At 57.6% G+C, this 20329-nt stretch carries 23 protein-coding genes and 3 tRNA genes; 14 read left to right on the top strand and 12 right to left on the bottom strand.

Annotated features, from left to right (window positions below; all coding sequences use genetic code 11):
* Positions 1 to 39: 39 nt before the first annotated feature.
* Positions 40 to 702 carry a DNA-3-methyladenine glycosylase I gene (locus tag AC2FFB_RS10210; protein ID WP_496874872.1) on the bottom strand — a complete coding sequence of 221 codons (663 nt, stop codon included), beginning with the start codon at positions 700 to 702 and terminating at the stop codon, positions 40 to 42.
* Positions 703 to 1088: 386 nt separating this feature from the next.
* Between AC2FFB_RS10210 and AC2FFB_RS10205 the strand changes: the two genes are divergently transcribed.
* The 5 genes from AC2FFB_RS10205 to AC2FFB_RS10185 all read left to right on the top strand — a co-directional run bounded on the left by AC2FFB_RS10205 (position 1089) and on the right by AC2FFB_RS10185 (position 6520).
* Positions 1089 to 2039 carry an ABC transporter substrate-binding protein gene (locus AC2FFB_RS10205; RefSeq protein ID WP_142636848.1) on the top strand — a complete coding sequence of 317 codons (951 nt, stop codon included), beginning with the start codon at positions 1089 to 1091 and terminating at the stop codon, positions 2037 to 2039.
* A gap of 10 nt (positions 2040 to 2049) precedes the next feature.
* A complete protein-coding gene (locus AC2FFB_RS10200; RefSeq protein WP_496712832.1) occupies positions 2050 to 3099 on the top strand; it encodes a quaternary amine ABC transporter ATP-binding protein in 1050 nt (349 codons plus the stop codon).
* Positions 3096 to 5159: an ABC transporter permease gene (locus AC2FFB_RS10195; protein ID WP_496874871.1), complete on the top strand. Its 2064-nt coding sequence runs from the start codon at positions 3096 to 3098 to the stop codon at positions 5157 to 5159. Before AC2FFB_RS10200 ends, AC2FFB_RS10195 begins: the two co-directional genes overlap by 4 nt.
* 103 nt (positions 5160 to 5262) lie before the next feature.
* Entirely contained in the window at positions 5263 to 5928 is a 666-nt protein-coding gene (locus AC2FFB_RS10190; protein WP_496874870.1) for an NnrU family protein, read from the top strand.
* Between the two features lie 70 nt (positions 5929 to 5998).
* Positions 5999 to 6520 (top strand): DUF2478 domain-containing protein, encoded by a 522-nt coding sequence (locus AC2FFB_RS10185; protein WP_271949499.1) that lies wholly within the window; start codon positions 5999 to 6001, stop codon positions 6518 to 6520.
* Between the two features lie 110 nt (positions 6521 to 6630).
* On the opposite strand, the gene AC2FFB_RS10180 is transcribed toward AC2FFB_RS10185, so the two are convergent.
* Positions 6631 to 6714: transfer RNA gene (locus AC2FFB_RS10180), tRNA-Tyr, on the bottom strand.
* Positions 6715 to 6830: 116 nt separating this feature from the next.
* Here AC2FFB_RS10180 and rlmB point away from each other — a divergent pair.
* The 4 genes from rlmB to AC2FFB_RS10160 all read left to right on the top strand — a co-directional run bounded on the left by rlmB (position 6831) and on the right by AC2FFB_RS10160 (position 9124).
* Positions 6831 to 7604 (top strand): 23S rRNA (guanosine(2251)-2'-O)-methyltransferase RlmB, encoded by a 774-nt coding sequence (gene rlmB / locus AC2FFB_RS10175; RefSeq protein ID WP_142636858.1) that lies wholly within the window; start codon positions 6831 to 6833, stop codon positions 7602 to 7604.
* A 15-nt stretch (positions 7605 to 7619) separates the two neighbouring features.
* Entirely contained in the window at positions 7620 to 7898 is a 279-nt protein-coding gene (locus AC2FFB_RS10170; protein WP_496689706.1) for a hypothetical protein, read from the top strand.
* A 108-nt stretch (positions 7899 to 8006) separates the two neighbouring features.
* Positions 8007 to 8453, top strand: a complete 447-nt coding sequence (locus AC2FFB_RS10165) for a YHS domain-containing (seleno)protein (RefSeq protein ID WP_271949503.1) — start codon at positions 8007 to 8009, stop codon at positions 8451 to 8453.
* Between the two features lie 200 nt (positions 8454 to 8653).
* Positions 8654 to 9124 carry a CoA-binding protein gene (locus AC2FFB_RS10160; protein WP_496693813.1) on the top strand — a complete coding sequence of 157 codons (471 nt, stop codon included), beginning with the start codon at positions 8654 to 8656 and terminating at the stop codon, positions 9122 to 9124.
* Positions 9125 to 9128: 4 nt separating this feature from the next.
* Here AC2FFB_RS10160 and AC2FFB_RS10155 read toward each other — a convergent pair whose 3' ends face one another.
* From AC2FFB_RS10155 to hisF, 3 genes are all read right to left on the bottom strand, one after another.
* Complete coding sequence (locus AC2FFB_RS10155; RefSeq protein ID WP_142636866.1) at positions 9129 to 9695, bottom strand: hypothetical protein; 567 nt, start codon at positions 9693 to 9695, stop codon at positions 9129 to 9131.
* A 61-nt stretch (positions 9696 to 9756) separates the two neighbouring features.
* Complete coding sequence (locus AC2FFB_RS10150) at positions 9757 to 10074, bottom strand: phosphoribosyl-ATP diphosphatase (protein WP_142636868.1); 318 nt, start codon at positions 10072 to 10074, stop codon at positions 9757 to 9759.
* The gene (hisF, locus tag AC2FFB_RS10145) at positions 10071 to 10832 is read right to left on the bottom strand and encodes an imidazole glycerol phosphate synthase subunit HisF (RefSeq protein ID WP_496702060.1); all 762 of its coding nucleotides are present in this window, start codon (positions 10830 to 10832) and stop codon (positions 10071 to 10073) included. Before hisF ends, AC2FFB_RS10150 begins: the two co-directional genes overlap by 4 nt.
* A gap of 170 nt (positions 10833 to 11002) precedes the next feature.
* On the opposite strand from hisF, the gene AC2FFB_RS10140 reads away from it, so the two are divergent.
* On the top strand, positions 11003 to 11395 hold the full coding sequence (locus AC2FFB_RS10140; protein WP_496690916.1) for a DUF302 domain-containing protein: 393 nt from the start codon (positions 11003 to 11005) through the stop codon (positions 11393 to 11395).
* A 1-nt stretch (position 11396) separates the two neighbouring features.
* Here the strand turns inward: AC2FFB_RS10140 and hisA are convergent, their stop codons facing one another.
* Complete coding sequence (gene hisA, locus AC2FFB_RS10135) at positions 11397 to 12116, bottom strand: 1-(5-phosphoribosyl)-5-[(5-phosphoribosylamino)methylideneamino]imidazole-4-carboxamide isomerase (protein ID WP_496874869.1); 720 nt, start codon at positions 12114 to 12116, stop codon at positions 11397 to 11399.
* Positions 12117 to 12250: 134 nt separating this feature from the next.
* On the opposite strand from hisA, the gene AC2FFB_RS10130 reads away from it, so the two are divergent.
* A complete protein-coding gene (locus AC2FFB_RS10130; RefSeq protein WP_142636876.1) occupies positions 12251 to 12658 on the top strand; it encodes a DUF2147 domain-containing protein in 408 nt (135 codons plus the stop codon).
* A gap of 4 nt (positions 12659 to 12662) precedes the next feature.
* Here AC2FFB_RS10130 and hisH read toward each other — a convergent pair whose 3' ends face one another.
* Positions 12663 to 13301 carry an imidazole glycerol phosphate synthase subunit HisH gene (gene hisH, locus AC2FFB_RS10125; protein WP_496690913.1) on the bottom strand — a complete coding sequence of 213 codons (639 nt, stop codon included), beginning with the start codon at positions 13299 to 13301 and terminating at the stop codon, positions 12663 to 12665.
* Complete coding sequence (hisB, locus tag AC2FFB_RS10120) at positions 13302 to 13889, bottom strand: imidazoleglycerol-phosphate dehydratase HisB (RefSeq protein WP_496793243.1); 588 nt, start codon at positions 13887 to 13889, stop codon at positions 13302 to 13304. It lies immediately after the preceding gene.
* A 154-nt stretch (positions 13890 to 14043) separates the two neighbouring features.
* Here hisB and AC2FFB_RS10115 point away from each other — a divergent pair, with 154 nt between their 5' ends.
* Entirely contained in the window at positions 14044 to 14283 is a 240-nt protein-coding gene (locus tag AC2FFB_RS10115) for an Lrp/AsnC family transcriptional regulator (RefSeq protein WP_142636899.1), read from the top strand.
* Here AC2FFB_RS10115 and AC2FFB_RS10110 read toward each other — a convergent pair.
* The 3 genes from AC2FFB_RS10110 to AC2FFB_RS10100 all read right to left on the bottom strand — a co-directional run bounded on the left by AC2FFB_RS10110 (position 14280) and on the right by AC2FFB_RS10100 (position 14674).
* Entirely contained in the window at positions 14280 to 14435 is a 156-nt protein-coding gene (locus AC2FFB_RS10110; protein ID WP_496793241.1) for a hypothetical protein, read from the bottom strand. The two genes, AC2FFB_RS10115 and AC2FFB_RS10110, sit on opposite strands and share 4 nt — an antisense overlap.
* Positions 14436 to 14491: 56 nt before the next feature.
* A tRNA-Gly gene (locus AC2FFB_RS10105) sits at positions 14492 to 14566 on the bottom strand.
* A gap of 33 nt (positions 14567 to 14599) precedes the next feature.
* Positions 14600 to 14674, bottom strand: a tRNA-Gly gene (locus tag AC2FFB_RS10100).
* 201 nt (positions 14675 to 14875) lie between these two features.
* Between AC2FFB_RS10100 and AC2FFB_RS10095 the strand changes: the two genes are divergently transcribed.
* Entirely contained in the window at positions 14876 to 15259 is a 384-nt protein-coding gene (locus tag AC2FFB_RS10095; RefSeq protein ID WP_142636882.1) for an MAPEG family protein, read from the top strand.
* 134 nt (positions 15260 to 15393) lie between these two features.
* Complete coding sequence (locus tag AC2FFB_RS10090) at positions 15394 to 16323, top strand: hypothetical protein (RefSeq protein ID WP_496874868.1); 930 nt, start codon at positions 15394 to 15396, stop codon at positions 16321 to 16323.
* Between the two features lie 53 nt (positions 16324 to 16376).
* Here the strand turns inward: AC2FFB_RS10090 and AC2FFB_RS10085 are convergent, their stop codons facing one another.
* Positions 16377 to 19814 (bottom strand): pyruvate carboxylase, encoded by a 3438-nt coding sequence (locus AC2FFB_RS10085; protein ID WP_142636886.1) that lies wholly within the window; start codon positions 19812 to 19814, stop codon positions 16377 to 16379.
* Positions 19815 to 20329 lie beyond the last annotated feature (515 nt).

The following is a 20329-nucleotide window of genomic DNA, read 5'->3' as shown; positions in this document are numbered from 1 at the left end:
AAAATCTATTCTGGCAGCACTCGTGTGCAAATGGTTTTTTTATAGGCTCATTGCCAGGACGCGGCTGATTTCCGTCAGAGATCGCCCGGACTGTTCCATCCATGTGTTGAATGCCGCTTGAACCGAGGCTATGGCCTTTTTCGATGTCGGCGGCTTATCGACCACGCCCTCGGCCACCAGCCGTGCGGTCACATCCTGTGACAGGATGAAACTGTCACGCCCCGCAAATCGCATTGCATATTGCGCCGATGCGCCACCCAGACGCGACCCTCGCTTGCTCAGCATGTTCAGCAAACCGACATAGTCATCCGAAGGCCACCCTCCCAGAATCTTTCCGACGCCACCTTCTTGGCGCAGTTCCAGCAAAAAGGCAGCATTGTCGCGGACCGTGGCGATCTTGGTGCCATTGCGCACGATTCGAGTGTCCTGCAGCAGAGCATCGAACTTTTCGTCATCCATAAAGGCGCAGCGTCCAATGTCGAACCCGTCAAAAGCGGTTTCGAACCCGTCCCATTTGTTTTCGATGACCTTCCAGTTAAACCCGGCCTGAAAGATGCATTTCGTGATAATCGACAGCCAGCGATCTTCGGGCATTTCAGCCAGTTCCGCAGGGCTTTTGGGTTTGGAAAGCTTGTTGCTCAGGGCATCTGTCCCGCCGTGACGGCTGGCGGCTATGGCGAAAATCTCGTCGAAATGGCGCATCTGCAGAATCCTCCAAACCTAGCGTCGCGTTTTGCGGTCGGTGTTGCAAGGTGGCCCGGGACACATGCCTGCCAAGGTAAAAAAACATCCCAAGCCCAAAAGAAATGCTCGACAAAGTGGGTGATTCTAGTTTGTGATTGACTCGTCAATCAATATCCGCACCGCAATGCTGGGGAAATGCAGTGGGCGCGGGCGCCTAGCATGATGCTGAAAGAGGGGAAACACTTGGGCAAAGGGGCGAGTTATTCCGTGCCGCGCCGAACTGTCTGCTTCCCTTCTTCGCCAGTTTTTGTGCATGTTGCGACATGGATTTGTCACATGACAAGCCGACTGGCGCGTAACAGCGCGCCGGACCGGGCAAAACGAATATTGCAGGGAGAAAATCAATGAAAAAACTGAGTGTAAGCCTGATGGCGCTGACCGTTGCAGGCTCTGCCTATGCCGCCGAGATGGGGGCCGTGGATCAGCCGATCAAACTGGCGATCAACGAATGGACTGGCCAGCACGTGACCACCCATGTCGCGGGTGAGATGCTGAAAGCTGCCGGATACAATGTGGAATATGTGACCGCAGGCATGATGAATCAGTTCCAGGCGCTGGCCGATGGTGACATCGACGCGACCCTGGAAATCTGGTCGTCCAACGTATCGGATGAATATGCCAAGAAGATTGACGAAGGCACCGTCGTTGAAATCGGCGATCTGGGCCTCGACGCCAAAGAAGGCATCGCCTATCCCGCGCATGTGGCTGATCTGTGTCCCGGCCTGCCCGCATGGGAAGCGCTGAAGGACTGCGCGCAGGTATTTGCGACGGCCGAAACGCTGCCCGGGGGCCGTCTGGTCGATTACCCGGCTGATTGGGGTACGCCCGGCGCTGACCGTATGGTGGGCCTGGATCTGCCGTTCAAAGCGGTTCCCGCAGGTTCCGAGGGGGCTTTGATAGCCGAGCTTCGGGCCTCGACCGAGCGCAACTCGCCGCTGCTGATCACCTTCTGGCAGCCGCATTGGGCCATGTCGGCCTATGATGTGCAATTCGTCGAACTGCCAGCCGGGGAAGACGCCTGTTTCACCGATCCCGCTTGGGGCCCGAACCCGAACGCTGTGAACGATTGCGATTTCTCGCCGTCGCGCATCTTCAAGGCGGGTTGGAGCGGCATGGAAGACAAATGGCCCGCAGCCTATGAAATCCTGACCAACTATCAGCTGGCGGTCGAAGATCAGCAGCCGATGATGGGTGCGATCGACGTTGATGGTGGTTCCGTCGAAGAGGTCGTCGCCGCTTGGATGGCTGAAAACGAAGGCAAATGGCGCCCTGTTGTCGACGCGGCAACGCAGTGAGCTGACATCAGTGACTGACGTAAATTCGCCAGCCATCGCCTGCCAGAATCTCTGGCAGGTGTTTGGCCCCGGCGCTGACAAAGCCCTGACCGACGCGCTGTCTCGGTCAGGGAATGACGCTAACAAAGCCGCTGCCGATCTGCGGGAAAACGGGTTCATCCCCGCCGTTCAGGATGCCAATTTCGAGGTCAAGGAGGGCGAGCTGTTTGTGATCATGGGCCTGTCCGGATCGGGCAAGTCCACTTTGATCCGCTGTATCTCGCAGCTTTTGCCGGGCACGGGTGGCGAAATCCGTGTGGATGGCGAGAACGTCATCGGCGCGTCAAAGAAAGCCATGACCGAGCTGCGCCGCAAAAAGCTGGGCATGGTATTTCAGCATTTCGGCCTGTTCCCGCATATGACCGTTGCCGAAAACGTCGCCTATCCGCTGCGTGTTCAGGGTGTTAGCCGCAAAGAGCGGCAGGCCCGTGCGCAGGAGGTGATCTCGTTGGTCGGTCTGGAGGGGCGCGAAGACAGCTTCCCGCGTCAGCTTTCGGGTGGTCAGCGGCAGCGTGTCGGGATTGCCCGGTCTCTGGCCGTGAACCCCGATATCTGGTTTTTGGACGAACCATTCTCGGCCCTCGATCCCTTGATCCGCCGTCAGTTGCAGGATGAATTCCTGCGCATTCAGGCGACGTTGCAGAAATCCATCGTCTTCATCACCCACGATATTCAAGAGGCGCTGAAACTGGCCGACCGGATTGCCATCATGCGCGACGGCAAGATAGTCCAGATCGGTACACCCACCGATATCGTACTGCGCCCGGTGGATGATTACGTGCGAGAGTTTTCAAAGGATGTCGCCAAGGGTCAGCATGCCAAGGTCGCATCGGTCATGCGCCAAGACGGAGAGCGGGGACCAGATGACCCTGGCCTGACAACCTCGATGACATTGGACGCTGCATTGGCGCATTGCATGGAGTTATATGAACCGGTGCCCGTCAGGGATGCCGATGGTAACATCGTCGGAACGGTTCATCCGTCCGATCTGGCCGCCGCCCTGCAGGTTGATGAAACATGACTGTAGCGACGGAAGTTTCTGTGCCGCAGGCGCGCCTGAGCATTGGCGCGCGCGCCGCACTGATCACAGTGATCGTCGGTGCATTGTGTCTGGCGCTGGAAGGCGTCGCGCCCTGGCTGGTCAAATGGCCCGCAGGCTGGGAACTGCCTGCAACGCAATGGGTCGGCACGTTTCTGGACTGGTTCCTGAACGGGATCAAACCGGTGGCGCGGCTGTTTTCCGATCTCATGGCCTATCCCATGAACTGGGCCAACTTTGTGCTCGGCAATACGCCATGGCCCATCCTGATCGGTCTGGTGACTGCGCTGGGTTGGTATCTGGGCGGCTTGCCGATGGCGGCGCTGGGCTTTGTGGGCCTTAGCTTTGTGTTGGCATCGGGCTATTGGGCCGAAAGTATGAACACCCTAGCGTTAGTGGCCGTTTCCGTGCCGGTTGCGCTGATCATGGGCGGAGCTATCGGTATCCTTGCCAACGAAGTTCCGCGCGTGAAGTCATTTGTGCAGGCCGTGCTGGACGTGATGCAGACCGTGCCGACATTCGCTTATCTGACGCCGCTGCTGCTGCTGTTTGGTTTCGGTCCTGTGGTTGGGCTGATCGCCTCGGCCATATATGCGGCCCCTCCGATGGCGCGCAACGTGATGTTGGGACTGGAGCGGGTCGAACCGGAAATCAAAGAGGCTGCCATCATGTCCGGCGGCACGCGGTTTCAACAGCTGTTTCAGGTCGAGATCCCGGCTGCAGCCACGCAGATCATGGTCGGTGTGAACCAGTGCCTAATGGCTGCGCTGTCGATGGTTATCATCGCAGCCGTCATTGGCGGCTTCAACGATATCGGTTGGGAGGTTCTTCTGACCATGCGCAAGGCACAGTTCGGCGAAGCCTTGATGGCCGGTCTGGTGATCGTGGTCTTTGCCGTCGTCATCGACCGGATGAGCGGGACGCTGGCGACCGAACGTAAACGCTATGACCAGCGTGTCGCCTGGGCAGTAATTGGCGTTGCCGTGCTGTTCACCGCTGTCTTCTGGACCAGGCTGCCGAACCCGTCCGAACTGACCATTCTCGACCCGCTGGCCGGGGTGATTGACGGCGGGCTGACGGCGTTTACCCAGGCTAATGGGCCGTGGCTTGACGCGCTCAAGAACAACTCTTTGTTCTATGTGCTGCTGCCGCTTCGGATTGGTTTGGACCAGGCCGTGCTGCCGTTCACATGGGGTTTTCAGTGGACGCCCGTGATGAGCTATGGCCTGTTCGCCGCCGCCGCAGCGATTGCTGTGATAATGGCATGGCGCGGACACCTGACCGGCGGGCTGGTGATGCTGATCCTGATCGGGATGCTGGAAACCGGCATTGCCAATCTGCCCTGGCCTTTCGTTCTGACTGCCGCCGCCGCGTTGGGTTGGGTGGCAGGGGGCTGGCGATTGGCGGCGCTTTCGGTCGGATTGCTCTGTACCATTCTTGTCTCGGGCCTGTGGGAACGCGCGCTGTTATCGCTGTATCTGAGCGGTGCTGCGGTGTTTTCTTGTGCCGTAGTCGGTGGTGTGATTGGTCTTGCCAGTGCAGTCTGGTTGCCTGTTTGGAAGGTGGTCCGCCCCGTCTGTGACATGTTGCAGACGATCCCGCTGTTCGTGTTCCTGATTCCTGTGCTGATGGTGTTTCAGATCGGCGAGTTTTCGGCCTTTCTGGCAATCTGCGCCTATGCCGTTGTTCCGATGATCCGCTACACACGGCACGGGCTGGTCAACACACCGGATGAGATGATGGAGGCCGCCATCTCTAGTGGCGCGACCGAGTGGCAGATCATGCGTGACGTGCGCGCGCCTTATGCTGCCCCGACTATCTTACTGGGTCTGAACCAGACCATCCTTTACGCCTTTGCCATGCTGGTGATCGCTGCGCTGATCGGAACCACCGGTCTGGGCCAGTCGATCTATCTGGCGCTGGGGCAGGCGGATGTGGGATTGGGGATTTCAGCAGGGGCGGCGATGGCTATCCTTGCGCTGATAGCTGACCGCGTCGTGCAGGGCTTTGCCGAGGAACGTCGCAAGGCGCTGGGCCTGTAAACATCGGCAGAAAGGCGGAAACCGCCTCTCTGCCTCATTTGATTTCGGGCAAGGACGTTCCGGCGCCGATGATTAAACCTGGCGCAAATGATCGGAGACTACCATGGCAGGCTGGCCCCTATTCTTTGCTGCACTGATAGCGTTTCTGGCGACCCATGCGATACCAGCGCGCCCCGCTGTGCGCGATCGCCTGATCACTACGTTCGGACGGCGCGGGTATTTCGTGGCTTATTCCATCTTGTCTCTGCTGGTTCTGGGTTGGTTGATCATCGCTGCAGCGCAAGCCCCGTATGTCGAGGTGATCCCACCCATTTGGATATTCCGCTGGATTCCCGTTCTGATGATGCCCGTTGTGTGCTGGCTCGCGGTTGCGGGCTTGACGATCCAGAACCCGTTTTCATTTGGTGGCCTGGGCCAGCGCCCGTTCGATCCGGAAAAGCCCGGCATTCTGCGCACCACGCGCCACCCGGTTTTGGTGGCGCTGTTGGTGTGGGCTGTCGCTCATCTGCTGGCCAATGGCAGCCTGTCCCACGTGATTTTGTTCGGTTTGTTTGCGGCATTTGCTGCGATGGGGCTGCCGCTGATTGATCGACGCAAGTCCCGTCAGATGGGTGCTGAATGGGGTCGGCTATCGCGCAACACTGCAAGGTTTTCTTTGCGTGCGCCACGCCCTTGGCCGCCTGTTTGGATCGGGTTTGTAGCGCTGGCGGCATTTGCAATCCTGCTTCACCTACACGAACCGGTGATCGGATTGTCTCCGCTGCCATAAGCTGAGTGGTGGTCGGGGCGGGTCGTGCGTGCTATTTGATGTTTCGAATTGTTGCGACAAGGGGATTTGCATGTACCTCGCCTATGTTACGACCACCGACCGCGGTGCAACCGACCGTCTGCTGAGCGCGGCTGCGGATCGCCTTTTGGCGGTAGATGCGCAGTTGGCGGGTGTGGTGCAAACCAACACCGAATGCGCCGACAGCAGCAAGTGCGACATGGACGTCCGTGTCCTGCCCGAGGGCGAGACCATCCGGATTTCGCAGTCTTTGGGTACTCAGTCGCGCGGCTGCCGTCTCGACCCTGCGGCACTTGAGCGGGCAGTTGGATATGTGACGGCATCGCTGGCAGAGAATCCCCATTTGCTGATCGTTAACAAGTTCGGCAAGCACGAGGCGGATGGGCGCGGTTTTCGCCCGGTCATCGCTGAAGCACTGGCGCAGGACATTCCGGTTCTTGTCGGGGTGAACGGTTTGAACACGGCCAAATTCGAAGAATTTACGGGCGGCGGTGCCGAGCAGATTGAGCCCGACCTTGAGGCGATCTTGGCCTGGTTTGACCGGGTCACTGCGCAACGTGAAGCTGCCGCCTGACAGAACGGTCATAAGGCGGGGCCATTGGTCCTGCCAATTTCTAAATGGTGCGGTGTGATCAGCCATCCATCACCCGCGCTGGCAAAGCTTGATGGATGTCTGGAAGAAAATGGTGGGCGACCCTGGAATCGAACCAGGCGTGCGTCTCCGCGAGGGAGTTACAGTCCCCTGCCACACCTTGCGGCCTGTCGCCCACTGTCAGGCGTTGCACCTGACGTGGAGGCGTGATTACTAGCGCTCTAAAGGAGCGTCAACAGGAAAATACTGCTTTGACGCAGGAAACCGAATTCGCGGCCCGGAGGCCAAAGAAATGAAGAAACCCAAGTGGGTCGTCGAAAAAGAACAGGCGCGCAAAGCTGCCGCATCCGAAACTGTTTGGCTGTTTGGTCTGCATGCAGTGCGGGATGCGCTGATGAACCCAAACCGCACAAAATTGCACCTGATTGTGACACGGAATGCGCGGGACAAGCTGGTGGAAGCCATTGAATTTGCAGGTATTGAGCCCGAGATGGTTGATCCACGCAAATTTACCGCTCCGATCGACCCGGGGTCGGTTCATCAGGGCGCGGCCCTTGAGGTTAAGCCTTTGGAATGGGGTGGTCTGGCGGAAAACTGCATCGGGCGCGAACACCCGCGCGTCATTTTGTTAGACCGCGTAACCGACCCCCATAATGTCGGAGCGATTCTACGATCAGCTGAGGTTCTTGGAGCCAGCGCTGTAGTCGGTATGCGCCATCACGCGGCGCCGGAAACTGGCGCGCTGGCCAAGACCGCCAGCGGCGCACTGGAACGTCAACCCTATCTGCGGGTGCGTAACCTGGCTGATGCCATTGTCGAGTTGCAGGGAATGGGGTTTCTGGTCCTAGGACTGGACGGCGAGGCGGACGACACGATCGAGGCCGCCTTGGGAGGTAACCCGGACCAGCCAGTGGCATTGGTGTTAGGCGCAGAGGGACCGGGCCTGAGGCAAAAAACCAAAGAAACCGTCGACAAGTTGGTCAAAATTGACGCTGTGGGCGGGTTTGGTTCCCTCAATGTCTCAAATGCGGCGGCGATTGCCCTATATGCTTCTAGGCAAAGATAACGACAGGAGAACGCCATTTCCACGCCATCCAAAATTGCGACCTGCTGTTACTGTGGGACCCGGGCAGCGCTTGTTCTAAAAGGCACGCAGCGCCAAGAGCTCAGTTGTTCAAGCTGCGGTGCCCCGCTGCATAACCTCAAGATGATGCCAAAGCGCAAACTGGAAGATGCCAAGGCGAACCGTCAAACAGCCAAGCAGGATCGTCCCTACAAGAGCAAAAAGAAGAAGAAAAAAGGCGTTTTCTCACGGGTGCTGGATGAAGCCTGGGATGTGATCGAGGACATTTTCGACTAAAGGCTGGCGTTGACGGTTCGAATGTTCACAAGCGCGTTAAAAGGGGTTTCAGTTGCGATAATAAATTGCATCTTGATACCCTGAGTTTCTATTTGTGATCCGATGACCATGAACAGACGTTTCCTTTTTGGCGCGATTGCCGCCTGTGTGATTGCTCTTCCTGCGTTTGCGCAGGATCTGCCCGTCTTCTATCGGACGGACGGTGCAGCTATGGCCGGATATGATGCGGTGTCCTATTTCAATGGCGAAACGCCTGTTCGGGGTCAGCCTGAATATGCGGTTATGTGGAAAGGCGCTGAATGGCACTTTGCCACCGCTGAGAATCGGGATGCGTTTGAGATGAATCCGCGTGCCTATGCACCTCAGTTCGGCGGGTACTGCGCCTTTGCAATGGCGCAAGGAGAGCTTGTCAGCACCGATCCGACTATTTGGCAGGTGATTGACGGTCGGCTATATCTAACCCACTCGCCAGAAATCGAGCGCATCTGGCAACGCGATACCGCAGCTTATATCCGCGAGGCCGAAGCGCATTGGCCAAGCGTTCTGTATGAATAACAGGGCGGCGGCCGTTTTTTCTGATCTGTCATCACAAAATTGCGCGCTACCTCTTTTTTTCTCTGAACTCATGCTTAAATGTCACAGTGACCGCGGAACGGAACTGCCGCGGGTCATTTCACTGTCCCTCGTTCCAACAACTGGCGCTCAGGTATTCCTGGGCGCTTTTTTCTTTTGGAAAGGGCGACTAGGGTGCGCAAATGACTGAATATTCCGATGAATTCCTGACCCGGATTCTAAAGCGTACCAAAACCATTGCGGTGGCGGGCGTGTCGATGAATCCGGTGCGACCCAGCTATTATGTGGCGCGGTATTTGTCGCTTAAGGGATACAAAGTGATCCCTGTTAACCCCGGCCATGCGGGCAAGATGCTGTTTGGCCAGACAATCCGTGCGTCGCTATCCGAGATTTCCGAACCGGTAGACATGGTCGATATCTTTCGCCGATCCGAAGCTGTACCACCCATAGTGGACGCGGCGCTGGAGGCGTTTCCCAATCTGCGCACAATCTGGATGCAGATTGGAATAGAACATGCCCCGGCTGCGGCTACAGCGCAGGTGCGCGGGGTGGATGTCGTGATGAACCGCTGCCCGAAGATCGAATATCAGCGTTTGTTTGGCGAATTGCGCATGGGTGGTTTTGCCACCGGAATGATTTCGTCGAAACTCTGAGCGGTTATTCACCGAGATATGGTTGCAGTTCGCCGAATTGTTCCAAACGCCGCTTTTCCAGAACCACTTCGCGCGGAACCCAGTCATAGCGCGTGTCTTGTGGTAAGGGCGTCCAGTACAGCACGCCGCCATAGCGCCAGGGGTCCAGCACAACACCGTCATACATTGTCTCGCCTTTGCGACTGATGATTGCCGTGCTGTGGTCGATCCGGAACGGGTTGTCGGCATTAGCGATGGCGCGGTGCATTTCCAGCGTCTGGAAGTTTTCCTGATCCAGCCGCCGTTCGATATCCTCGGCCCAGTGCCAACACAGTCCGCGCGGCTTCAGGCCCTTGTTGACTTTGGCATTGTGGATCAGTGGCGGGTCGGTGATCTGATATTCCTGAGCCAGTTGATCGGTGTAGGCATAGGCAATGCGCGCGGCGCGGTTGGCCTCTTCAGGGTCGATGTCAGGCCCGAGGTTGCGGATTTCAGACGCCAGGCGCTGAACTTCATCACTGGTGGACGGCGGGGCAATTGCGCAGGACCCCAGAACGGCTAGCGCCAGCCCAAATACCAAAGCTCTGATCATCTGCGCGCCCTTTGACCTGCGAACCTGTCAGGATCAGAATAATGGATCGACAACACCTGCGTCACCCCTTGGGTCGCGCGGCCTTTTCCGCGATGCCGCTGGTGCCCTGACGCCGGGCCAGTTCGGCCAGCACATCATCCAGCGCCACATCGCGCGCGGCCAGCATGACCAGCAGGTGATACAGTACATCCGCCGCCTCTGAGGTCAGCTTGGCCTGATCGCCCTTGACCGCCTCGATGATGGCCTCAACCGCCTCTTCGCCGAATTTCTCGGCGCATTTCTCGGGGCCTTTGGCCAACAGCTTGGCGGTCCAGCTGCCTTCAGGATCCGTCCCTTTGCGGGCCTCAATCGTTTGGGCCAGCTCGTGCAGAATGCTCATGTCAGCCTCATCGGGATGCCAGCGGCGGCCATGTGTTCCTTGGCCTCGCGGATGGTGAATTCGCCGAAGTGAAAGATCGATGCGGCAAGGACAGCGCTGGCACCGCCTTCGGTGACGCCTTCGACCAGATGATCCAGAGTTCCAACCCCGCCCGAGGCGATCACTGGTACATTCACAGCATCCGAAATGGCGCGTGTCAGCGGCAAGTTGAACCCGGCTTTGGTACCATCGCGATCCATCGAAGTCAGCAGAATCTCACCCGCGCCCTTGGCGACGACGGTTTTGGCGAACTCAACCGCGTCGATGCCAGTGGGCTTGCGTCCGCCATGAGTAAAAATTTCCCACTTGCCGGGGCTGACGGTCTTGGCGTCGATGGCACAGACGATGCACTGGCTGCCGAATTGATCGGCGGCTTGGGAGATCACATCCGGGTTTGCCACAGCCGCCGAGTTGAAGCTGACCTTGTCTGCACCGGCCAGCAACAGAGCGCGCACGTCTTCCTTGGTCCGCACGCCGCCGCCAACGGTTAGGGGTACAAAGCACTGTTCCGCTGTGCGCTGCACCACATCGAACATGGTCCCGCGGTTTTCATGGGTGGCATGGATGTCCAGAAAGCAAATCTCGTCAGCGCCTGCCGCGTCATAGGCCTTGGCGGATTCCACCGGGTCACCCGCATCGCGCAGGCCAACAAAGTTAACACCTTTGACAACGCGGCCATCGGCGACATCCAGACAGGGTATGATACGGGTTTTCAGCATCTCTCGTCCTTTGTTGGCGCACCTCTAACGGCAAAGCCCCGCCGATGCCAGACTTGTGATTGTCACAACTCTGGAACCTGTGAAAACTGTCCCCAATTCATCAGGAGATCAATGAGATGCGTAGACTCTTTTTAGCAACCACTTTCATTTTCGCAGGAGCAGCTGCCGCAATGGCTGACGATATCATCAAGATGAAGACCGACAAATCGGTGACCCAGGCGCTGGACGCGCTTGAGACGGCGATTGGCAACGCGGGTGCAACGGTTTTTGCGCGGATCGACCACGCCGCCGGAGCTGAAAAGGTCGGAACGCCGATCCCGCCCAATCAGGTGCTGATTTTCGGCAATCCTGCGCTGGGTACGCCTGCAATGCAGATCGACCCCCGTGCCGGACTGTTCCTGCCGCTCAAGGTGCAAGCGTATGAAGATGCCGACGGTCAGGTTTGGCTGATCTATGAAGATCCAAAAGAGACGATGGATGAGTTCGACGCGGTTGAAAACTCTCCGATCATCGAGAAAATGCGCGGGGCGCTGGCAAAGCTGACTGCGGCTGCCGCGCAGTAAATCAGGTCAGGGCGCGAATGGCCTCTGCCAGGTCAAGCGCGCCGTCATACAGCGCCCGGCCGGAAATCGCGCCGTTCAGTTCCACACCGCAATCACGCAGAGCAATCAGATCATCCAATGAGCTGACGCCGCCTGACGCGATCACCGGGATCGATACGGCACGGGCCAAGTCCGCGGTGGCCTCAATGTTAGGGCCCTGCATCGCGCCATCGCGGTTGATATCAGTATAGATGATTGCAGCAACGCCGGCATCCTCGAAGCTGCGCGCCAGATCAGTGACCTGCACATTCGTCTCTTCAGCCCAGCCTTTGGTCGCGACCATGCCGTTGCGGGCATCAATGCCAACGGCAACTTTGCCGGGAAAGGCTTTGGCCGCCTTGCGCACCAGATCCGGGTTCTCGACCGCGATTGTGCCCAGAATCACTCGGGCCAGACCTTTGTCGATCCAGGTTTCAATGGTGGCCATGTCGCGGATACCGCCGCCAAGCTGGGCGGGAACGTTGCATTCCTTCAGAATTGCCTCGACTGGGGCGGCGTTGACCGGCTCACCGGCAAAGGCACCGTTCAGGTCAACCAGATGTAGCCATTCGCACCCCGCGTCGACAAAGGCACGGGCCTGGGCGGCGGGGTCTTCATTGAACACGGTCGCTTTGTCCATTTCTCCGCGCAGCAGGCGCACGGCCTGTCCGTCTTTGAGGTCGATGGCAGGATAGAGGATCATGTTGTCAGGCCTTGAATCGCTGTTTTCCCGGCGGGATATCGCACAGGCAGGGCAGGGGATGCAACGCGACGCAAAGTCAATCTTGCCCCACGTCCACCAGCGCGCCAGACTGCTGGTCAAATAGGGAGGATTTTATGAAGAAAACAACTTTTGCAGCAGCCTTGGGGCTGGCATCTCTGATTTCGGGAGCGGCGATGGCCGACCCGGTTGACGGTCTTTGGAAAACCCAGCCCGGAGACACCGGCGGATATCTGCATGTTTCGATCGCCGAATGCGGCAGCGCGATTTGCGGTACCATCGATACCGCTTTTGACAAAGACGGGAATGAACAGCTTGAATATGAAAACCTCGGCAAACAGATCATCTGGGATATGGTGCCCGATGGCGACGGCACCTATGGCGGGGGCAAGATCTGGGCTCCGGACAGAGACAAGACCTACAGCTCGAAAATGACCCTGGACAGCCAGAACAAGCTGACCGTCAAAGGTTGTGTTGCGGGTGGATTGGTGTGTCGCGGGCAGGACTGGACACGGGTTCAGTAACCACTCAGGGCGTCCAGGTCAGGAAATTCCCGATCATGCGCAGGCCCACATCCTGGCTTTTCTCAGGATGGAACTGCATCCCGACCATAGTGTCACGGCCAATTACGGCCGTGACGTCCTGACCGTAATCCACATAGGCCAGACGCTGTGCCGGATCGCTGACCCGGAAATGGTATGAGTGGACGAAATAGGCGTGATCGCCTGATGTGACCCCGGCAAAGACAGGGTGTTCGCTTTCCAACACCAGATCGTTCCAACCCATATGCGGCACTTTCAGCGACCGGTCTGACGGCGCAATCTGCACCACATCCCCGGCAATCCAGTCCAACCCATCGGTGTCAGTGTACTCATGACCTTTCGAGGCCATCAGCTGCATACCCACGCAGATACCCAAAAATGGGCGGGCTTTCTGCTCGACCGCTTCGACCATCGCGTCATAGATACCCTTGTGCCCGCGCAGCTCAGCCGCGCAGGCAGGGAAAGCGCCGTCGCCGGGCAGCACCAGCCGGTCGGCGCGTGCAACGACATCCGCGTCTGAAGTTACTACGACCTCGCCGGCGTCCAGTTCCCGCGCCATGCGCTGAAACGCCTTTTCAGCGGAATGCAGATTGCCGCTTTCATAGTCGATAATGGCGGTGAGCATTTACAACGCGCCCTTGGTCGACGGAATCGCATCTGCTTTGCGCGCATCGGTCTCAACCGCGTCGCGCAATGCGCGCGCGACAGCTTTGAACGCCGCTTCTGCGATGTGGTGGCTGTTGAACCCGTGCAACTGGTCGATATGCAGCGTGATGCCGCCATGAGTGGCCAGCGCCTGAAAGAACTCGCGCACCAGTTCAGTGTCGAAGGCGCCAATCTTGGGTGTCGGCAGGTCTACGTTCCAGATCAGAAACGGTCGCCCTGACAGATCCAACGCACAGCGCACCTGTGCATCGTCCATCGGCAGGTGACATTCGCCATACCGCCGGATGCCCTTTTTGTCGCCCAAGGCCTGTGTCAACGCTTGCCCCAGTGCGATTCCGGTATCCTCGACCGTGTGGTGGTCGTCGATGTGGTAATCGCCCTTGGCGCGGATCGTCATGTCGATCAGAGAATGGCGCGCTAACTGATCCAGCATGTGGTCAAAGAAACCGACGCCGGTCTGATTGTCATACTGGCCGGTCCCATCCAGATTGACCTTGACCGTGATCTCGGTTTCGGCGGTCTGACGGCTGATCTTTGCGCTGCGCATGGGCGAATTCCTTTTACTACAGGCGTGCTTATAGACGGGGTAGGGCGGGTTGATCCAGACCATCCGTCGCAATCGCCGCAAACTGTTGCAGGGGATTGCGCCCGGGCGCAGCCCATGTCAGCCTGCGGCCAACTCAACCAACAAGGCTCGGCCCATGTCCACTTGTGTTTTCATCCAGATCCGCTGCAAACCTGGCACCACTTACAAGGTGGCTGAAGAGATCGCGTTGCGCGAAATCCACTCGGAGCTCTACTCTACCAGCGGCGAATATGACCTGCTGCTGAAGCTTTACATCCCCGAGGCCGAGGATGTGGGACATTTCATCAATGAAAATCTGCTGGTGATCTCGGGTATAGAACGCTCGCTGACCACAATGACGTTCAAGGCCTTCTAGCCCTGCTCAAACGTGGTCACGCGGAAGATTCGGTCCGGGTCGTGATTGGAGTGCTTCGGCGCGGTGTCAAAGACGTTCTTACGCGCCGCCCGCGCGGCCAATGTGACGGCGGCTTTGTTCGGTTGCGGCATATGAACATATACGCGGGTCATGCTTTTTCAGCAGGCCGCGCCATAAGAAAACAGCGTTGAGTGAGAGGGTTTGTATCTGGAGCGGGCGAGGCGATTCGAACGCCCGACCCTAACCTTGGCAAGGTTATGCTCTACCCCTGAGCTACGCCCGCATCAGATACATATTTGGTCCGGAGACCTCTCAATGGAGCGGGCGAGGCGATTCGAACGCCCGACCCTAACCTTGGCAAGGTTATGCTCTACCCCTGAGCTACGCCCGCGCCGTTGAGTGAGGCGTGAAGTATTAATTCTGGCGGAAAGCTGCAAGGGGAAAAACGCGACTTTTGCAAAAAATCTTCTCGTGCGGAGGAAATCCAGACAGACTTGACCTCGCGTAGCAGCAGCCCGGTTCAACTGGACCGGTCGAGATTCCGCGTTAAGCTTCGCCCAGAGCTTAGGAATATTAATAGACGGAGCCACCCATGCTGACAATTACACCTGTTTATGCGGCATTGGCCGCCTTTTTGTATCTGGCGCTGAGCCTTCGGGTCATTGGCCACCGACGGGGCGAAAAGGTCTCATACGGGGATGGTGGCAAGGGTCAAATGATCAAGGCGATCCGAACTCATGGCAATTTCGCGGAATACGCGCCGTTTGCGCTGTTATTGATGGCGATGGTTGAATTGCAGGGCGCCAGCGGGTTGCTGTTGAACCTGTTGGGATTGGCCTTGCTGGGTGGTCGCCTGCTTCATGCATATGGGTTTGGCAGGTCTCCGCAGATCGTTATCCTCAGGCAAATCGGAATGCTGCTGACATTTGGTTCAATCTTCGTAGCTGCAATAGCCAATATTGTGCTGGCGGTGTGAGCGCGGTGAGTCGCACACGCCGAAAAAAGCCACCATTTTACCCAAATTCAATTATTAACTAACTGTCAACGTTAACTCAGGTGCTTGATTTTGTGGTATCTGCTGCCACTGCTCAAGAAGGACAGGTGAATAATATGAAACGGTTCTTGTTACTTTCGCGTGTAGTTGCGACCTCATTTCTGCTGCTTGGCGCTGTAAGCTTTGTGGCAGTTGTTGCCGTACCTGATATGGCCATCGCCAAAAATGGTGGCGGCAAAGGTAATGGCGGTGGCAAAGGCAATGGTGGTGGAAATGGGAACGGCGCGGATAAGTCTGGCGACAAGTCCTCACAGGTGAAAGGTGGCAAGTCCTTGGGTAAAAAGGGGACTGGCAAAGGGTTGCTCGCCAGTCTTGGCCTGAAAAAGCAAAAAACTGCCAAAACGGGCGCTACGACTCAAAAGAAAAACGGGCTGGTCGCTTCGATTGGTAATCTGGTCAGGGGCAATAAGAAACCTGCCAAGATGACCAAAGTTACCACTGCTGTCGTTGATGAGGAGCCGGTTCACCCCAACAAGCACGGCAAAATTGCATCGGAGCTTAAAGGTCTGAACGCAGCCCATGCCAGCCAAACGGCTCTTATGAATGCGTCTCCGAACAGTATGCCAGGAAAACTGTACTCTTATCAGCAGAGCATTCTTGGTCATACCGATGCGGCGACAGATCTGCAGGATAAGAACGACGAACTGGAAGACCTGCAGGAACTGACCGCAGAAGAGATCGAAGAGGCCTATGAGCCGACCGAAGACGAGCTTGCCGAGGGCATCACCGCTCAGGACAAGTACGACGACGCGGTCGAAGAGGCTGCGCTGGCTGTAGAGGAGGCCGAGACAAACCTGGCCGGATCTTCTGACCCGCAAGAGGCTCTGGATACTCTGACCGGCGGTCGCGAGTTGTCTGACGACGCCCTGAACGAGCTGCACGACCTGCTGGGTCTGCCGGCGCTTGCGGATTATGATGTTTCTGGTGATGAAACAGAAAAGGCATTGGTCGAAGATGAGGTTGAAGGAGAAACCGTAGACGGCTGAACCTTAACCCAATGAAATGGAAAAGGCGCGCCCCAGAGGCGCGCCTTTTTTTGCTATTCCAGCTCGATCAGCAGGTCCTTGGCGTCAATTTGGCCGCCTGGCTGAACGTGGATGGCTTTGACTACGGCGTCCCTTTCGGCGTGAATGCCAGTCTCCATCTTCATGGCCTCGATGGTCAAAAGCATATCGCCTTCTTTGACCTCTTGTCCCGCAGTAACCGCAACGGTTGCCACGACACCCGGCATCGGTGCGCCGATATGTGCGAGATTGCCGATTTCCGCTTTGGGTCGGGCCTGCGTGGTTGACGTCACCAGACGGTTTGGCACCCGGATCACACGGGGCTGACCGTTCAGTTCAAAGAACACTTTGACCTCACCATTTTCATCGGTTTCACCGATGGCCTGACAGCGAATCTCAAGAGTCTTGCCGGGATCGATTTCCGCGGCGATCTCTTCGCCGGGCTCCATTCCATAGAAGAATGTGCGCGTGGGCAGGGTGCGGACGGGGCCATAGATCCGATGGCGACCCATGTAATCAAGGAACACCTTGGGATACATCAGGTATCCGTTCAGATCCTCGTCGTCGACCTCTTTGCCGTCCAGTTGTTTGGATAGCTCGGCGCGCGTTTCCTCCAGATCGACCGGGGGTACGTCTTTGCCGGGGCGGTCAGTGTTGGGGCTTTCGCCCTTAAGCGCCTTGCTGATGATCGCATCAGGGAACCCGCCCGGAGGCTGCCCCAGATTGCCGCGCATCATGTCGATGACCGAATCCGGGAAGGCCACGTCCGAGTCCGGGTTTTCGACATCGGCGCGCGTCAGCCCTTGGCTGACCATCATCAGCGCCATGTCGCCAACCACTTTTGACGAAGGCGTGACTTTGACGATATCGCCGAACATCTGGTTCACGTCCGCATACATCTGCGCCACTTCATGCCAACGCTCTTCCAGGCCAAGGCTGCGCGCCTGAGCCTTGAGGTTAGTGAACTGGCCACCGGGCATCTCGTGCAGATATACCTCGGATGCAGGGGCCTGCAGGCTGGATTCAAAGGCCGCATACTGGCCTCGGACCACCTCGAAATAGTCGCTGATTTCGCGGATGGCTTTGATGTCCAGACCGGTGTCGCGTTCCGTATGGCGCAGCGCTTCGACCACAGTGCCCAATGTCGCCTGAGAAGTGTTGCCACTGAAGCTGTCCATCGCGCAATCCACTGCGTCCACACCCGCCTCGGAGGCGGCCAGAATGGTGGCGCTGGCGATACCGGCAGTGTCGTGCGTGTGGAAGTGGATTGGCAACCCGACCTCTTCTTTCAGCGCACGGATCAAAATCTTGGCCGAGGCTGGTTTCAGCAGGCCGGCCATGTCTTTCAGGCCCAGAATATGAGCCCCGGCATCGCGCAACTCTTTCGCCATGCCAACATAGTATTTTAGGTCATATTTGGCACGGTTCGGGTCCAGAATATCGCCAGTATAGCAAACGGTGCCTTCACAGATTTTACCGTTCTCGACCACCGCATCCATCGCGACACGCATATTTTCGACCCAGTTGAGAGAGTCGAAGACGCGAAACACGTCGATATTTTCTGACGCCTGACGAACGAATTCCTGCACCACGTTGTCGGGGTAATTGGTGTATCCAACCCCGTTTGCACCGCGCAAAAGCATCTGGGTCATCAGGTTCGGCATCACCTCGCGCAGGTCACGCAGACGTTGCCACGGACATTCCTGCAAGAACCGATAAGCCACATCGAAAGTGGCGCCGCCCCAGCATTCGACGCTGAACAGCTGCGGCAGGTTGGCCGCATAGCTCGGGGCCACTTTGATCATGTCGATCGACCGCATCCGCGTCGCCAGCAGCGACTGGTGCCCGTCGCGCATCGTGGTGTCGGTGATCAGCAACTGGCGCTGAGCCTTCATCCAATCGGCCACCGCCTGCGGGCCCTTTTGTTCTAGCAGATTGCGGGTGCCCATCTGCGGTTCACTTTTCAGAGCCGGGGCCTTGGCCTCTTTCAGATCGGTACGCGGTTCGGGACGATCCTTGGTTTCGGGATGCCCATTCACGGTGATATCCGCAATATAGGTCAGAACCTTGGTGCCCCTGTCACGGCGTCGTTTAAAGGTGAACAGCTCGGGCGTCGTGTCGATGAACTTGGTGGTGTATTCATTCGACAGGAAGGTCGGGTGTTTCAGCAGGTTGATGACAAAGTCGATATTGGTGCTGACGCCACGAATACGGAACTCGCGCAGCGCTCGGTCCATTCGCGAAATCGCGGCCTGTGGCGTCGGGGCCCAGGCCGTGACCTTGGTCAGCAGCGAGTCGTAGTACCGCGTGATTACACCACCCGCATAGGCCGTGCCGCCATCTAGGCGAATACCCATGCCAGTAGCCGAGCGGTATGCGGTGATGCGACCGTAGTCGGGAATAAAGTTGTTCTGTGGGTCTTCGGTTGTGATCCGGGTCTGAAGGGCATGACCGTTCAGGTGCACATCCGCTTGGCTGGCGGCGCCGGTGGCTTCGGCCAACGATTTGCCCTCGGCGATCAGAATCTGTGCCTGCACAATGTCGATACCTGTGACTTCCTCGGTGACGGTATGTTCCACCTGAACGCGCGGGTTCACCTCGATGAAGTAGAACTTGCTGGTTTCCATATCCATCAGGAACTCGACGGTGCCTGCGCATTCATAATTTACATGGGCGCAAATCTTGCGGCCCAGTTCGCAGATTTCCGCGCGTTGTTCTTCACTGAGATACGGGGCAGGCGCGCGTTCCACGACTTTCTGATTACGGCGCTGGACCGAGCAGTCGCGCTCATACAGGTGGTAAATTTCGCCATGTTTGTCGCCCAGAATCTGCACCTCGACATGGCGGGCGCGGATAATCATCTTTTCCAGATAGCCCTCGCCATTGCCAAAGGCAGCCTCGGCTTCGCGGCGGCCTTCCAGGACTTTTTCTTCCATTTCGTCCTCGGATTCGATTGGGCGCATGCCGCGGCCACCTCCGCCCCAGGATGCTTTGAGCATCAGGGGATATCCGATCTCTTTGGCTTGTGACCGGATCGCGTCCATATCGTCGCCCAGCACTTCGGTCGCTGGGATCACCGGAACTCCGGCGGCGATGGCCACGCGGCGGGCGCTGGCCTTGTCGCCCAAGGCGCGCATGGTTTCGGCCTTTGGTCCAATGAAGGTGATCCCGTTCTGGACGCAGGCATCCACGAAATCTGGGTTTTCCGACAACAAGCCATAGCCCGGGTGGATGGCATCCGCACCACATTCCTTGGCCACGCGAATAATCTCGTCAATGCTGAGGTAAGCGGCAACCGGCCCCATCCCCTCGCCGATGCGATAGGCCTCGTCCGCCTTGAAACGGTGCAAGCCAAGCTTGTCCTCTTCCGCATATACGGCGACTGTGCGTTTGCCCATCTCATTCGCTGCGCGCATCACGCGAATGGCAATCTCGCCGCGGTTGGCGATCAGGATCTTGTCGAAATGTGTCATATCAGGTCCCGGTCCTGTTTGTTTGGCGAACTTCTAGGCGAACAATACGCGCAGGTATATCGGTGATTTGGGTAGAACCGGCATGTTAACGCTCGCAAACGCCTCCTGTTGGTGAATGCTTGATAGCCTTGCTGCGCTGCGGCATCAAGACTGGTGAATTGCGGCGTGGTTTGGTGTGTTCATTAAGGACTTTTTGACCACGGTCGGCAGGTGCTTTGCCGAGTTTCGACACATTAGGCAAGTTGCGCGCATGGTCGTGCCGGGTGCCGAGCCGATTGACTTCAAGAACGTTGGGAATGAAAGGCCTGACCGTGTCCGGTTATCGTGGATGTGTAGCCCCGAGAGGTTTTGGGCAGATCGTTTGCGTGCTGCTTGCCTCAAATCATTGCGTTACTTCTTTATCCGATCCTCTGAAAGATCACCGACCGTTTAAGAGTCTAGGCTCCAGACTCATTGATTTACAGCCAGAATAGGACTGTAGCAGCGAGAGCGATGGCCGAGAGGAATACCTTTGG

It is taken from the genome of Ruegeria sp. YTSA219 (genome assembly GCF_059609985.1).
This window is presented reverse-complemented; position numbering and strand designations above follow the sequence as displayed.

Excerpts from the sequence above, each read along its gene's own strand:
- AC2FFB_RS10210 (WP_496874872.1), bottom strand. The coding sequence starts at position 702 with ATGCGCCATTTCGACGAGATTTTCGCCATAGCCGCCAGCCGTCACGGC.
- AC2FFB_RS10205 (WP_142636848.1), top strand. The coding sequence starts at position 1,089 with ATGAAAAAACTGAGTGTAAGCCTGATGGCGCTGACCGTTGCAGGCTCT.
- AC2FFB_RS10195 (WP_496874871.1), top strand. The coding sequence starts at position 3,096 with ATGACTGTAGCGACGGAAGTTTCTGTGCCGCAGGCGCGCCTGAGCATT.
- AC2FFB_RS10190 (WP_496874870.1), top strand. The coding sequence starts at position 5,263 with ATGGCAGGCTGGCCCCTATTCTTTGCTGCACTGATAGCGTTTCTGGCG.
- AC2FFB_RS10185 (WP_271949499.1), top strand. The coding sequence starts at position 5,999 with ATGTACCTCGCCTATGTTACGACCACCGACCGCGGTGCAACCGACCGT.
- rlmB (WP_142636858.1), top strand. The coding sequence starts at position 6,831 with ATGAAGAAACCCAAGTGGGTCGTCGAAAAAGAACAGGCGCGCAAAGCT.
- AC2FFB_RS10165 (WP_271949503.1), top strand. The coding sequence starts at position 8,007 with ATGAACAGACGTTTCCTTTTTGGCGCGATTGCCGCCTGTGTGATTGCT.
- AC2FFB_RS10160 (WP_496693813.1), top strand. The coding sequence starts at position 8,654 with ATGACTGAATATTCCGATGAATTCCTGACCCGGATTCTAAAGCGTACC.
- AC2FFB_RS10155 (WP_142636866.1), bottom strand. The coding sequence starts at position 9,695 with ATGATCAGAGCTTTGGTATTTGGGCTGGCGCTAGCCGTTCTGGGGTCC.
- AC2FFB_RS10150 (WP_142636868.1), bottom strand. The coding sequence starts at position 10,074 with ATGAGCATTCTGCACGAGCTGGCCCAAACGATTGAGGCCCGCAAAGGG.
- hisF (WP_496702060.1), bottom strand. The coding sequence starts at position 10,832 with ATGCTGAAAACCCGTATCATACCCTGTCTGGATGTCGCCGATGGCCGC.
- AC2FFB_RS10140 (WP_496690916.1), top strand. The coding sequence starts at position 11,003 with ATGGCTGACGATATCATCAAGATGAAGACCGACAAATCGGTGACCCAG.
- hisA (WP_496874869.1), bottom strand. The coding sequence starts at position 12,116 with ATGATCCTCTATCCTGCCATCGACCTCAAAGACGGACAGGCCGTGCGC.
- AC2FFB_RS10130 (WP_142636876.1), top strand. The coding sequence starts at position 12,251 with ATGAAGAAAACAACTTTTGCAGCAGCCTTGGGGCTGGCATCTCTGATT.
- hisH (WP_496690913.1), bottom strand. The coding sequence starts at position 13,301 with ATGCTCACCGCCATTATCGACTATGAAAGCGGCAATCTGCATTCCGCT.
- hisB (WP_496793243.1), bottom strand. The coding sequence starts at position 13,889 with ATGCGCAGCGCAAAGATCAGCCGTCAGACCGCCGAAACCGAGATCACG.
- AC2FFB_RS10115 (WP_142636899.1), top strand. The coding sequence starts at position 14,044 with ATGTCCACTTGTGTTTTCATCCAGATCCGCTGCAAACCTGGCACCACT.
- AC2FFB_RS10110 (WP_496793241.1), bottom strand. The coding sequence starts at position 14,435 with ATGACCCGCGTATATGTTCATATGCCGCAACCGAACAAAGCCGCCGTC.
- AC2FFB_RS10095 (WP_142636882.1), top strand. The coding sequence starts at position 14,876 with ATGCTGACAATTACACCTGTTTATGCGGCATTGGCCGCCTTTTTGTAT.
- AC2FFB_RS10090 (WP_496874868.1), top strand. The coding sequence starts at position 15,394 with ATGAAACGGTTCTTGTTACTTTCGCGTGTAGTTGCGACCTCATTTCTG.
- AC2FFB_RS10085 (WP_142636886.1), bottom strand. The coding sequence starts at position 19,814 with ATGACACATTTCGACAAGATCCTGATCGCCAACCGCGGCGAGATTGCC.